The 14,037-nt window shown below is 36.2% G+C and carries 11 protein-coding genes; 10 read left to right on the top strand and 1 reads right to left on the bottom strand.

The window, feature by feature from the left end; all coding sequences use genetic code 11:
- Window positions 1-3 precede the first annotated feature (3 nt).
- The 7 genes from G3A47_RS14815 to G3A47_RS14785 all read left to right on the top strand — a co-directional run bounded on the left by G3A47_RS14815 (window position 4) and on the right by G3A47_RS14785 (window position 9,573).
- Window positions 4-726 carry a thioredoxin domain-containing protein gene (locus G3A47_RS14815; RefSeq protein WP_166923660.1) on the top strand — a complete coding sequence of 241 codons (723 nt, stop codon included), beginning with the start codon at window positions 4-6 and terminating at the stop codon, window positions 724-726.
- 397 nt (window positions 727-1,123) lie between these two features.
- A complete protein-coding gene (locus tag G3A47_RS14810; RefSeq protein ID WP_166923658.1) occupies window positions 1,124-2,386 on the top strand; it encodes a YeiH family protein in 1,263 nt (420 codons plus the stop codon).
- Between the two features lie 29 nt (window positions 2,387-2,415).
- Entirely contained in the window at window positions 2,416-4,065 is a 1,650-nt protein-coding gene (locus G3A47_RS14805; protein WP_166923656.1) for an arylsulfatase, read from the top strand.
- 280 nt (window positions 4,066-4,345) lie between these two features.
- The gene (locus tag G3A47_RS14800) at window positions 4,346-7,336 is read left to right on the top strand and encodes a SusC/RagA family TonB-linked outer membrane protein (protein ID WP_166923654.1); all 2,991 of its coding nucleotides are present in this window, start codon (window positions 4,346-4,348) and stop codon (window positions 7,334-7,336) included.
- 11 nt (window positions 7,337-7,347) lie between these two features.
- Window positions 7,348-8,745, top strand: a complete 1,398-nt coding sequence (locus G3A47_RS14795) for a RagB/SusD family nutrient uptake outer membrane protein (RefSeq protein WP_166923652.1) — start codon at window positions 7,348-7,350, stop codon at window positions 8,743-8,745.
- Between the two features lie 302 nt (window positions 8,746-9,047).
- Complete coding sequence (locus tag G3A47_RS14790) at window positions 9,048-9,284, top strand: hypothetical protein (RefSeq protein WP_166923650.1); 237 nt, start codon at window positions 9,048-9,050, stop codon at window positions 9,282-9,284.
- A complete protein-coding gene (locus tag G3A47_RS14785; protein WP_166923648.1) occupies window positions 9,274-9,573 on the top strand; it encodes a type II toxin-antitoxin system RelE/ParE family toxin in 300 nt (99 codons plus the stop codon). Before G3A47_RS14790 ends, G3A47_RS14785 begins: the two co-directional genes overlap by 11 nt.
- Window positions 9,574-9,698: 125 nt before the next feature.
- On the opposite strand, the gene rocD is transcribed toward G3A47_RS14785, so the two are convergent.
- A complete protein-coding gene (gene rocD / locus G3A47_RS14780) occupies window positions 9,699-10,952 on the bottom strand; it encodes an ornithine--oxo-acid transaminase (protein WP_166923646.1) in 1,254 nt (417 codons plus the stop codon).
- A 202-nt stretch (window positions 10,953-11,154) separates the two neighbouring features.
- Between rocD and G3A47_RS14775 the strand changes: the two genes are divergently transcribed.
- The 3 genes from G3A47_RS14775 to G3A47_RS14765 are packed head-to-tail and all read left to right on the top strand — an operon-like array spanning window position 11,155 to window position 14,036.
- Window positions 11,155-11,607 (top strand): Lrp/AsnC family transcriptional regulator, encoded by a 453-nt coding sequence (locus tag G3A47_RS14775; protein ID WP_166923644.1) that lies wholly within the window; start codon window positions 11,155-11,157, stop codon window positions 11,605-11,607.
- A gap of 20 nt (window positions 11,608-11,627) precedes the next feature.
- Complete coding sequence (locus G3A47_RS14770) at window positions 11,628-13,151, top strand: M20/M25/M40 family metallo-hydrolase (protein ID WP_166923642.1); 1,524 nt, start codon at window positions 11,628-11,630, stop codon at window positions 13,149-13,151.
- Between the two features lie 18 nt (window positions 13,152-13,169).
- The gene (locus tag G3A47_RS14765) at window positions 13,170-14,036 is read left to right on the top strand and encodes a cyanophycinase (RefSeq protein ID WP_166923640.1); all 867 of its coding nucleotides are present in this window, start codon (window positions 13,170-13,172) and stop codon (window positions 14,034-14,036) included.
- Window position 14,037 lies beyond the last annotated feature (1 nt).

Raw genomic sequence — 14,037 nt, 5'->3', positions numbered from 1 at the left:
AATATGAAAAAGAACCCATTTATAAACCATATCTCAAGCCTGATCCTGCTTTTTACAATTGTAGGATTTTCGCAAGGCAAGAGTCCAAATACGATACCATTGGATTTGTTTTACAGCAAAATTAAGAGTCAAAAAAATCCACAGTTAATTGATGCACGAGGCCCTGAAGAATTTGCTTTGAACCATATTGAAGGGGCTGTTAATTTTAACCTTCAATCTCAAAATTACGCCAAATCTGTGGCCGCATTAGATAAATCAAAACCGGTATTTATTTATTCTATCGGAGCCGGAAGAAGTGTTTTTCTGGCTGATGAATTATTAAAAAATGGCTTTACGGAAGCCTACAGTTTAGAAGGCGGAATTGCCAGTTGGATTGGTGCGGGAAAACCTTTTTATACCAATTCAAAAAGTAAATTATCCCTAGCTGAATACCAGAAAGTCATCGCTGACAATGCTACCGTTTTAGTCGATATCGGCTCAAAATATTGTGGTGCTTGCAAAAAAGTAAAGCCCACGCTCGAAACCATAAAAGCCCAATACGGCGAAAATTTAAAAATTGTAGAAATTGAACTCGAAGACAGTCCTCAGGTAATTGCCGATTTAAAAACAATAAAAGTTTTCCCTACACTAATCTTATACAAAAACGGAAAAATCATCCTCAAAAAAGAAGGTGCTGCCGATTTAAAAAACGAAGTTGATGTAGCTTTAGCAAGCAATTTAAATTAACCAAATTTCAATTAGAACTATTATTTTTTTTTGCCACGAATTACACGAATTTTCACTAATTACTTTGTGAATTATTGAATAACTAAAGTTGTAAAATGTGAGATGTGAGATGCTATACTAAAAAGGCTTGTGCTTTATTTAACTGATTTTTCTTGTCTTTAGACAAGGCAATGGGATTTAGATGAATTGTTACCGTTTCGGTGATATGTAGCAAATATATGTTTGTACAAAGCCATATATTAATTAAACAAAACCATTTACTTTTCACATTTTACATTTTACATTTCACATTTCACATTTCACATTTCACAATTACCATCTTGAATTAAATCATTCTAATCTTTTAATCTGTGGTAAAAAAATTAAACACAAAAGCGAGATAAACAAAAATAATAACATGTCAATAGAAACAAAACAATTTACAATTCACGAAGACTGGGCGGTAGTCATATTAGGCTTTATAATAATCGGGCTCTCTCTTTTTATCTTTCTTCCTTTAGTACCTGTTTTCAAATGGTCAACTTTTACCGATTTACAAAACGATGTTTTTGAATTCAGAAATGTTCAGATACTTGTAGTACAGTTTCTATATTTCATTTCAATAGGTATCATAGGCACTTTTTTGGTTGGAAAATCAGTCAAAAGTTTTGTAGTTGTTTTTCCTGTGGTGTATCTACTGACTGTTATTGCCTTGCTTATTGCCGGAAATACGGTTGTAAAAAACTATAATTTAGAAGCTGTGATTTTCAGTTTGATTATCGGCTTGGCGATTGGTAATTTCTTCAAACTTCCGGATTGGTTTCGCGCTGCTCTTTCTACAGAAGTTTTTGTGAAAATCGGATTGGTTTTATTAGGTACCACCGTTATCTTTTCTGATATTCTTAAAGCTGGTTCATTAGGGTTATTTCAGGCTTTAGTAGTAGTCTTATCGGTTTGGTATTTTGCCTTTTGGCTTTGTAAAAAATTTAAAATAGATGATGAACTCGCCCTGATGATTTCAAGTGCCGTTTCTATTTGTGGCGTTTCAGCTGCCATTGCCACTTCCGGTGCAATAAAGGGAGATTCTAAAAAACTGTCGTATGTTATTTCGATTGTGTTGGTAACCGCCGTTCCAATGATGATTCTTATGCCTCTTATCGCTAGATATTTCGATTTTCCGGAGGAAGTAACCGGAGCCTGGTTAGGCGGAAGTATTGATACCTCTGGAGCAGTTGCGGCTTCGGGAACGCTTGTTGGCGAAACTGCTTTAAAAATCAGTACCATTGTGAAATTCTCACAAAATGTATTATTGGGACTGGCTGCTTTTGCTATTTCTATTTACTGGACGTATAACGATGCCAGCACTTTAGACGCAGAAATAACAAAACCTACTTTAAGCGTAATCTGGCAACGTTTCCCAAAATTCGTAATTGGTTTTGTCTTCGCTTCCCTCTTTTTTTCCTTCTTTGTTGCACCGGAAATTCGAAATGAGGTAAAGGACAGTTTAAAAAATCTTCAGGGACTTTGGTTTGCTTTGGCTTTCACCAGTATTGGTCTGGAAACCAACTTTAAAGATCTACTAAACCACAGCAGTAAAAAACCTTTGTACGCTTTTTTGATTGCACAATTATTCAATATTATCATTACACTCTTGATTGCATTTTTACTTTTCAATAAGTAAATTAGATTAAAATTTTAAACAAAAACAGAATGAAAAAAACAGCATTAGTAGTACCATTGCTTCTTTTATCGATAGTTTTAGTTCAGGCTCAAAGTAAAACTGCTTCTTCAAAACCCAACATTGTCCTGATCATGGTCGATGATATGGGGTATTCTGACTTAGGGAATTACGGTTCTGAAATAAAAACACCAAACCTTGACAAACTGGCAAAAGAAGGAACGAGACTGCGTGAATTTTACAACAACTCCATTTGTGCTCCAACCCGGGCATCCTTATTAACCGGACAATACCAACACAAAGCAGGTATCGGTTTTTTTGATGTAAATTTAGGATTACCTGCCTATCAGGGTTACTTAAACAAAGAGTCGCTTACTTTGGGAGAGGTTTTTCGTTCGGGAGGTTACAGCACCCTACTATCAGGAAAATGGCACGTAGGTTCCGAAGATCAGGCACAATGGCCTAATCAAAGAGGATTTGACAAATTTTACGGTATCTTAAAAGGCGCTGCCAGCTACTTTGACACCAAACCGCTGCCTTTTGGGAAAAAACCTTATCCGGTAAAACTACTTCGAAATAATGAGGAACTACATCCGAAAGACGACTCCTACTATTTTACAGATGAGATCGGAAATAATGCGGTTACCTTCTTAGACGAACAAAACAAAGAAAACAAACCCTTCTTTTTGTATCTGGCTTTTACCGCTCCGCATTGGCCTTTGCAGGCAAAACCCGTTGATATTGCCAAATACAGAGGAAAATTTGATGAAGGCTGGGATGTTCTAAGAGATCGAAGAATTCAAAAACTAAAAGAAAATGGTATTTTACCCACAGATCAGACAGTAGCGCCCAGAGATCCCGAAATTCCGGAATGGAACAAATTGACCTACGACGAAAAACAATTCTGGAAAGCAAAAATGGAAGTATACGCTGCTATGGTCGATAATATGGATCAGAATGTTGGTAAAGTTTTAGAGAAAATTAAAGCGCTTAAAAAAGACAAAAACACATTGATTATTTTCATTTCTGATAATGGAGCACAGGGTGGTTTCAATACCTACAACCCATTGGGGAGAGGTTTAGTGAGAAATGACGGTCCGATTGGAACTTCGGGCTCTTTTGATTATCAGGAACAAAACTGGGCTTATTTATCCAACACGCCATTACAACAATATAAAAACAATATGCACGAAGGCGGTTTCAGTTCTCCTTTTATTGCCTGGTATCCCTCAAAAATCAAAGCAGGAAGAATCGATAAAGGAACCGGGCACATTATTGACCTGGCTCCTACTTTTTACGAACTGGCCGGCATTGAATATCCCAAGACATATAATGGTGTGACAACAAATCCTTTGGTTGGAAGCAGTTTGTTACCTGTTTTATTTAATGATGTTTCGCAGGTCGATAGAGGCACACCATTGTTCTGGGAAAGAGCAGGAAACAGAGCCGTAAGAGACGGTAAATGGAAACTGGTTTCTACCTATCCGTCTTACGAATGGGAACTTTACAACATAGAAACCGACAGAGGAGAAACTACAAATGTTGCCTCACAAAATGCCGGAATCGTAAACCAACTTTCTGAGGCTTATTTTAAATGGGCAGATCAGACAGGAGTTGTAGAATACAGCAAATTCAAACTAAAAACAGAGTTGATGCCCGGAGGGGCAGCGCTAAAGAAATAATTGTTTTTTTTTGATATTTTAAACAATTATGAACAAAAGGTGGTTGTTTTACCACAATCACCTTTTTTAAATTAAAGAACCAGATATCCTTATACCCTATTTTCTATTTCATTATAATTAAAAAAGTCGGTTTTAATTTATCAAACGCCTTTTATTTTGATTCAAATGTTAAAAATCAAACAAAAATATAAATATTTGTGATTTTTAACATATTACAATTGCTATTAATTAACATTTTTTTAAGACATTTGAGATAATTAATCTTAAAAAGAAATGAAAAATGAAAATTGATCAAAATTTTACAAGGTTTGCGATGCTGCTATTTTTACTCTTTGTACAAATAGCAATCGCTCAGGAAATCAAGATAACCGGTCTGGTTCTTGACAAAGCAGGATTACCAATACCCGGAGCAAACGTGGTCTTAAAAGGAACCAATACTGTTACCCAAACCAACTTTGACGGGGAATTTATCATTAATGCGAGAGAAGGACAAACTTTAGTCATTTCTTATGTCGGAATGGAAAAGTTAGAAATACCGGCATCAAAATCAATGAAAATAACACTTAAGGACGCATCAAATGAACTTGAAGCTGTTTTAGTTGTAGGATACGGAACACAATCTAAAAGAAATCTAACTGACAATATTGCCCGCGTAACAGCAAAAGACATTCAACAAGTGCCGGTGGCCAACGTACAAAATGCATTGGTGGGTAAATTAGCCGGTGTGCAAATTACGCAAACCAATGGTAAAGTCGATGGAGGAATCAACATCAGAGTTCGTGGAGCAGCCAGTATTAGTGCAGGAACACAGCCTCTGTATGTATTAGATGGCATTCCGTTGATTACCGATGATGAATCAAGCAATGGTGCACCAACCAACCCATTACTTACATTAAGTACGAATGAAATTGAATCTATAGACGTTTTAAAAGATGCCTCGTCTGCCGCTATCTATGGGGCTCGTGGTGCCAATGGAGTCGTAATTATTACAACCAAAAAAGGGAAAGAAGGAAAAGGAACTTTTAGTATAAATCTTTCACAAGGAGTAAGCGAACCTACACACAAAAAGAAATGGCTAAATGCTAAACAATATGTAGAATTAATACAGGAAGCAGGTCGAAATGTAAATGATCTGGAATCTGTAGAAGAAGAATTAGACTATTTATCTCAAGGAACCGACTGGAGAAATGGGGAAGTAAACACAGACTGGCAAGACATTGCCCTTCAGACAGGTTATACCACCGATGCCGATTTTTCACTTTCGGGCGGAGATTCAAAAACAAAATACTTCGCTTCGGGGGCTTATAACAATACAACAGGTATTATAGACAGCAATGATCTGGAAAGACTAACCGCCAGAGTAAATCTGTCCCATAAAGTTTTTGACAATTTTACACTAGGTATGAACCTAAGTTTTTCAAGATCTTTAATCAACAGAGTTCAGGACGATAATTCCTTTTCAAGTCCATTGCAATCGGTAGCACAATCACCGATTTCACCTGCGCGATTAGCAGACGGTAGCGCCAATCCGAATACCGAATATTCCAATTACCTTTTGGCTAAAGACAACACCTTCTGGAAAACTATCATGCGAAGACTAACGGGAAAAGTTTTTGGAGAATATAAATTCATACCTTCTTTAAAATTCAATTCCGATTTTTCTTATGATCTTCTTTCACAAACAGAAGATTACTGGCAAGGAAAAGATGCTCCCTTTATGGCAACTGACGGGGCTGTTTTTGCCTCTTCGGTAAACTCCGAAAATTACATTTCGAGTAACTACTTTACCTTTGACAAAACTTTTGCAGAGAAACACAGTTTTAATGCCGTAATCGGTATGGAATTTAACAAATACCACAGAAGGTATCAGGATGTAAACAGTATTTATTTTCCAAATGATGATTTTAATACTGTTGATGGTGGTGCAGAAGTAAATGAAGGCCATGGCAGCGAAACAGATTATGTTTTTGTTTCACAATTCGGAAGGCTTAATTATACTTTTAATAACAAATATCTTTTTAAAGCCAGTATACGTCGTGATGGTTCTTCCCGATTTGGAAAAAACAACCGTTTTGGTTATTTCCCTGCTTTATCTGCGGGTTGGATCGTTTCTCAGGAAAGTTTCCTCAAAGACAATTCTGTCCTAACCTATTTAAAATTAAAAGGAAGCTGGGGAAAATTAGGAAATGCCGAACTTGGTAATTTTGCCTCACGTCAGTTGTATCGACCAAACCCGTACAATCTAAAATCAGGTTTAACTTTTGATCAGGCCGGTAATGATAATTTAACCTGGGAAAAATCTACACAAATTGATTTTGGTTTTGAAGTAGGCTTTTTAGACAGAATTTCTTTGGAAGTTGATTATTATCAAAAAGACACGGATGGTTTACTATTTGAAGTTCCGGTGCCAAGAAGTTCCGGTGCCACCTTTGTAAATAGAAATATTGGAGAAATCAGAAGCAATGGTTTTGAGTTTACGCTGAATACTAAAAACATTGAAAATGAAAATTTCAAATGGAACACCAGTTTTAACCTGACCACCAACAAATCAAAAGTACAATCATTACCGAATAATAATGCTGACATTGTTTCCAGTTATACAATTAACAGAACCGGTGCTAATATCTCCTCTTTTTATTTGGTTGAATATGCCGGTGTGAATTCAGAAAATGGAGACGCTCTCTTTTTCAAAAACACTGTAAATCCTGATGGTACTCTTAATAAAGATCTAACAAGTAACTATTCTGAAGCCAGGAGAGTAATTGTAGGCAATCCATTCCCAACTTTAATGTCAGGAATGACCAATACCATTATTTACAAAGGTTTTGATTTTACCTTTACCTTTCAGGGAGAATGGGGAGCCAGTATTTACAATTCTGCAGGTACTTTCCAATCAACTGCTGCTGATTATTTTGACAATCAAACGGCGGATCAGTTAAATCGTTGGCAAAAACCCGGAGATATTACTGATGTACCGCAAGCCCGATTTGGAGGACAAAACGGAACCCAGGAATCAACTCGTTATTTAGACAAATCAGATTTCGTGCGTTTAAGAAACCTGACATTGGGCTATACCTTACCTAAGCAGGCTATAAAAGATACGGGACTGAGCAGTTTGAGATTGTATTTTACTGCTGTAAATTTACTTACGTTCACAAATTACAAAGGATTTGATCCGGAAGCAAGAAGAGACGACTCTGGTGTCGGAGAAGATTTTTATTCAGCACCACCGGCAAGAACAATGGCTTTAGGAGTAAATATTAATTTTTAAAATTAAAAAAGATGAAATCAAATAAACTTATCATATTTATGCTTTTTGCCTTGTTTTTTGCAAGTTGCGAAAACGAACTGGATATTGAACCGAGACAAAGAGAAGATGCCACTATTACATTGGGAACAGAAGCCGGTGTCACAAATGTTCTTACCGGAACCTATGCATTAGCCGCAAACGGAAATGCCTATGGTGGAAGAATTTTACTTTATGCCGATTTGCTTGGCGTTACCGGTGTTACCGCTACAACTGATTTTAGATGGAGAGGAAGTTTTGGAGAACTCAGACAAATGTATGACAAATTGATGTTGGCCAACAATGTTATTATTGAAGGTACATATGGTCGCTTTTATCAAATTATAAATGCCTCTAATACGGTTATTGAAAACATCGACAAAGTCAAAGATCCGGATCGACGAGCTGTAATGATTGGTGAAGCTAACTTTTTGAGATCTCTGGCCTATTTTGATCTGGTTCGTTTATTTGCAAAACCTTATGTAAGCGGTGCAGCCAATTCACAACTAGGAGTGGTTATACGTCCAAATGCAATTTATAATTTCAATGTTGATCTTTCCAAACAAAGAAGCACTGTTGATGAAGTATACAAAGTGATCATTGACGGTCTAAATCTGGCTTATGCTAATCTTCCCGAAGAAAATGGTTTCTATGCCGATAAATATGCAGCAAAAGCACTATTAGCGAGAGTATATTTGCAACAAGGCAACTATGCCGCGGCAAGAGATGCTGCACATGATGTCATCGAAAATAGCGGTCATGGTTTATCGAATAAATATGCCGATGCTTTTAATCACGATACAGATCAGAAAGAAGATGTATTTGCTATTCAGATTACAAAACAGACCGGTGTAAATGATGCTGTTACTTTTTATGCTTCTGAAGACAAAGGAGGTCGTGGTGGTGATTTTTCTATCCGAGATGCTTATTTAGAAAAATTTACGGACCCAAATGATGACCGAGCGCATTTTAATTATGAAAATGACGCAAATGGCCGAATCCTAACCTCTAAATATACCGATCAATTTGCTAATGTTGGAATTATTCGTCTGGCAGAAATGTATCTCATAAGAGCCGAAGCCAATTTTCGTACCGGAACTGCCATCGGAAACACACCTCTTGACGATATCAACATAATCCGAACAAGAGCCAATGCCGAAAATCTGACTGCTGTAACTTTGGATGACATTTTGCTAGAGCGTGAATTTGAGCTGGCAATGGAAGGATTTTTGATTCATGATATCAAAAGAACGAAACAAACAATTCTTGCTCAAGACGATAATGGGGATCCAAAACCATTAACTTTCGACGCAAATGAATTGGTGTTTCCTATTCCAATATCAGAAATGGATGCTAATAAATTAATTACTCAGAATCCCGGTTACGGTCAGTAATCTTAATCGGTCTTTTAAACTAAAAAACCATTCGTTGAATAACGAATGGTTTTTTTATGAACTGGTAACTTATAGGAAATTTTAACATTATCGAAAATGCACACATTACTTCTCTTTTATTCAATCAAGCATTGATTTCTTTTGTAATCTTAATTTACCTATTTTTGTATAAAATTAACCCGTTAACTTAATAGCAGTTAAACACTTGCAGAACTAATTATACAACTCTGCAAACCGTTTGACCTTTTGGAAGACGATCTCGCAAAAAATCAAACTGTTTTTTTCTGTCTAACACGATACTTATGGATGCTATCAGACAATTTATAGAAGTAAAAGATCACTCTTTTCAAGTAACCCTACCTAATGATTTTACAGCGAATAGAGTTGAAGTAATTATTCTACCCTTACAAAATGATACTTTTGAGCTTCCTGAAAGTACTCAAAAAATATTAGAAGAAAGATTAGAACAATACCGCAAAAATCCAAATGATGTTTCTGATTTTGACCAATTATTAAAGGAATTGGGCGATGAAATTTAGGACCGTTTATATCCCTGCTGCCAAAGACGATTTAAAAAAAGCAATTAATTATTACAAAAATATCTCATCCAAACTAGCTAAAGACTTTATTGCTCGCATAGTTGAAGGCAAAAATTATATTACTCAAAATCCTTATGGAGACGATATAAACTATAAGGAAATCAGAATGCATACTATTAGACAATTCCCCTATCATATACATTACCTGATTCTCGAAAACATAAATCAAATTCTTATTCTTGCGATTGAGTTTTCTAAACGTGAAAACTTAGATTTTTCCACCAGATAGACAATAGCCCTATTATCTTGATAAAAAAACAAGTCTTGAACATACACAAACGGCAGTTTTAACAAAAAAACCATTTGCCGCAGCAAATGGTTTTTATATATGAACTAATAATTAATCTCTAATTTTTAATTTTTAAATGCGTCCAAAGATTTCTCGATAATCTCAAGACATTCCTGAATCTGAGCTTCGGTCATCACCAATGGTGGTGCTAATCTGATTTTGTTACCGTGAGTTGGTTTTGCCAATAATCCGTTGTCTCTGAATTTCAGACAGATTTCCCAAGCCAAATCAGAATCTTCTCCGCAATTAATTACGATTGCATTCAACAATCCTTTTCCGCGAACCAAGGTGATTAAATCGTTGCGTTCTGCAATTTCGTTTAATCCTTTTCTCAAAAGGATACCTAAATGTTCGGCGTTTTCTGCCAGTTTCTCCTCTTTAACCACTTCAAGAGCAGCAATTGCAACAGCAGCAGCAACAGGATTTCCTCCAAAAGTAGATCCGTGTTGTCCCGGTCTGATTACGTTCATGATTTCGTTATTAGCCAAAACCGCAGAAACCGGATAAACACCTCCTGAAATAGCTTTTCCTAAAATTAAGATATCAGGTTGTACATTTTCATGATGCACCGCTAACAGTTTACCGGTACGGGCAATCCCTGTCTGAACCTCATCAGCAATAAACAGCACATTATGTTTTTCGCAAAGCGCTTTTGCTTTCGCCAGATATCCTTCAGAAGGAACATATACTCCGGCTTCACCCTGAATAGGTTCTACCAAAAATCCGGCTATATTTTTAGAGGATTCAAGCGCTTTTTCAAGAGCCGCCAAATTATCGTATTCAATTTTTATAAATCCGTCTGTAAAAGGTCCAAAGTTTTTACGGGCACCTTCGTCATTCGAAAAAGAAATAATGGTTGTTGTTCTTCCGTGAAAATTATTCTCACACACAATAATCTGTGCCAGATTTTCATGAATTCCTTTTACTTCGTAGGCCCATTTTCTACACAGTTTAAGAGCAGTTTCTACCGCTTCTGCCCCTGTATTCATTGGCAATACTTTATCAAAACCAAAATAATTGGTCACATATTCTTCATAGTTTCCTAATTGATCATTGTAAAAAGCACGAGAGGTCAAGGTAAGCGTTTGCGCCTGTTTTACCATTGCTCCCACAATTTTCGGGTGACAGTGCCCCTGATTTACGGCCGAATAAGCTGATAAAAAGTCATAGTACTTTTTACCGTCTACATCCCACACATATACACCTTCTCCTTTTTCTAAAACAACCGGAAGCGGGTGGTAATTATGTGCTCCGTATTTATTCTCTTTTTCAATCAAAACCTCAGATTTTGATGAAAGTAATTCTAGTTTATGTCCCATGATACTTTCTTTATGTTAAAGCAAAAATATAAAATTTATTGATTTATTTCGAACAAATAGTTATTTTTAACTCAATAATAGGTTTCACAAAACAAAAATAACTTATTTTAACACATAATTAAGTCATTTTATAATTTAGTATTTCCTCAGGTAAATTAGACTTATTTTTATCTTTACAAAAACTAAACGCAAAAAAAGTTCCATGGATATTTTAGATGAATTTGATGTAAAAATTATAAAGGAATTAGAAAAAGACGGAAGAATCGCCTATTCCACAATCGCTACTAATCTCAAAATTTCAAATACCATGGTGCACCAACGCATTAATCGTTTATTTGAACAGGGAATTATTACGGGTATCAAACCCATACTAAACGAGAAGCTTATTGGTTACGATTGGGCCTCTTTTACCGGAATCACATTAAACAAGGATTCCGATTCCGAAAGAATTATTGAAGCCTTAAAAGAAATTCCCGAAATTACAGAATGTTATTTCGTTACCGGCTCCTATACCCTATACCTCAAGATTACAGCAAAAAACCACGAACATATGCGTAAAATATTATACGAGAAAGTCGATAATATTCCCGGAATTGCCAAAACAGATTCTATGGTAGAATTAGGCTGTGCTTTTAAACGAAATGTTAGCTTGTAATACTTAAAAAATAAAAAGGTATGCGTTTACAAAAATTTTCTTTAGTTGTTTTAATCTTCTGTAAATCAATTTTGTTTTCGCAAACCCCTGTTCCCAATCCTGTGAAAAATGATTTTTCGGGAACACTCTCTTTTTTAGCGTCCGACTGGATGGAAGGCCGTGAAGCCACAAGTAAGGGAGGATTTAAAGCCGCAGATTACATTGCATCCATGATGGAGTTATACCAGTTAACGTCCTACAACAATCAATCGCAAACCAAAAACAAAACTTTTTTTCAGGATTTCAAAATCAGGAGACATACCGTTGAAGCTGTTTCTTTAACAATAAACAACGGAACTACTACTACCATTGTACTTTCTCCAAAAACCGAATACCAGGTAACACCGGTTAACGAATCTTTAAAAAAGGAAACTTCAATTGTATTTGCCGGTTATGGCTTAAGTCTTCCAAAAGAAAACTATGACGACTATAAAAAAATTACAGTAAAAGACAAAGTAGTTTTAATTCTGAAAGGATATCCGGGTTATAAAGACACTACTTCTATTGGTTACAAAAAATTCAAAAAAAGATTTCCCGAAGAAAACAATTTAGAGGAAACAAAAATCCAAAATGCCATACAGCAAGGTGCTACTGCCATACTTTTCCTGGATGCCGATGGAGATTTCAAACCCAATTCAACCGATGATGCTATTTTCCATTCCTTAGAAAAGCCAACATCGCTTTCTGTTCCAATTTTTAGATTATCAGCCTCCGCAACCCAATTTTTTTTAGCAGGAACCTCTATTCGATTATCCGAAACAGAAAAAAAAGCAGCACAGAAATTAGAAACCAGTTCTTCTTTATTACCAAATAAAAAATGCCATTTTTCAATTGAATTAAAGTCCGAAACGCTTCCGGTTCGAAATGTTATCGGAATGATTCCGGGAAAAGACACTTCAAAAACTATCATAATTGGCGCACATTACGATCATTTAGGCATCAAAAACGACTCTATTTACAATGGCGCAGACGATAATGCTTCAGGAGCTTCCGGCATGCTGGCTCTGGCTAAAAACTGGTCAGAATCAAAAATACAACCACCCTACAACATGGTTTTTGCTTCGTGGACTGCCGAAGAAATGGGACTTTTAGGAAGCGAATACTTTGTTGATCATTTTGATTTAAGCAAACAGAAAATACTTCTTTGCGTAAATATGGATATGATTTCAAGAAGCGCTCCCGAGGATCAAAAGCAACGAATTTTAAGTATCGGTACCCAAAAAGAAGACGAGAATCTAAGAAAAATTGCTACTGCGTGTAATCAAAATCTTCCAAATCCGTTTGAGCTCGATCTTTGGGAAACCAACGGACATACTGGGAGCGATTATGCTTCTTTTACAGCAAAAGGAATTCCGATAATGACTTTTTTCAGCGGATTTCATAAGGATTATCATAGTCCAAGGGATCGAGCCGAAAGCGTGGATTTAAACAAAGAAAAAGACGTTCTTTCTATCGTTAATACCAGCATTTTAAAATTCATAGAAACACATTCAACAACCAAATAACCATCAAAAATAACCGCTATGAAAAAACCACTTTCTTCACTCTATTCGTTTGCGTGTATTGTATTCATAACCCTTCTCAGCTTTTTTTGCACTTCTATGCAAGCTCAAACTGCAAAAGGAAAATTATTTATAATTGGCGGTGGTGACCGTTCTGATGCTTTGATGAAACAAGTATTACAAGTCGCTGATCTAAAATCAAAAGACTATATTGTAGTTTTACCTATGTCAAGCGAAGAACCGGACAGCTCGTTTCTGTTTTTTAAAGATCAAATGGTAAAACTCACCAAAAATCCGATTGTGATGCTGAATTTCAATTCAGAAACAGCACAAAATAAAGCCCTGGCAGATTCGGTTCAAAAAGCAAAGTTAATTTTCATCAGCGGTGGTGATCAGACGCGTTTTATGAAAGTGGTACACAACACTCCAATAAAAACAGCTATACAAAAAGCCTACGAAAACGGAAGCACCATTTCAGGAACTAGCGCCGGAGCGGCCGTGATGTCTGAAAAAATGATTACCGGGAATCAAAAACTGGAAAAGGAATACTCGGGCACTTTTGACAATATCCGACACGACAATTTAGAAACCACAACAGGTTTGGGTTTATTGAAAACAGCCATTATTGACCAACATTTCCTAAAAAGAAACCGTTACAACAGATTGCTTTCGGCAATGGTTGAATTTCCGGCTTTAACCGGAATCGGAATCGACGAGGCAACCGCAATCATTGTGAGAAACAACCAAATTGAAGTTGCCGGAGACAGCGAAGTAATCGTAATTAAAAATCCAAAAGGAATTATAAAATCCAAAAAAAACAATCTCATTTCGATTGAGAATTTACAAATGGGAATTTATACCGCAGGACAAAAATTTAACATCAAATAAT

The organism is Flavobacterium poyangense (genome assembly GCF_011751075.1).
GTDB classification, from domain to species: domain Bacteria; phylum Bacteroidota; class Bacteroidia; order Flavobacteriales; family Flavobacteriaceae; genus Flavobacterium; species Flavobacterium poyangense.
The sequence above is the reverse complement of the archived record's forward strand: the minus strand, read 5'-3'. Positions and strand labels throughout refer to the sequence as shown.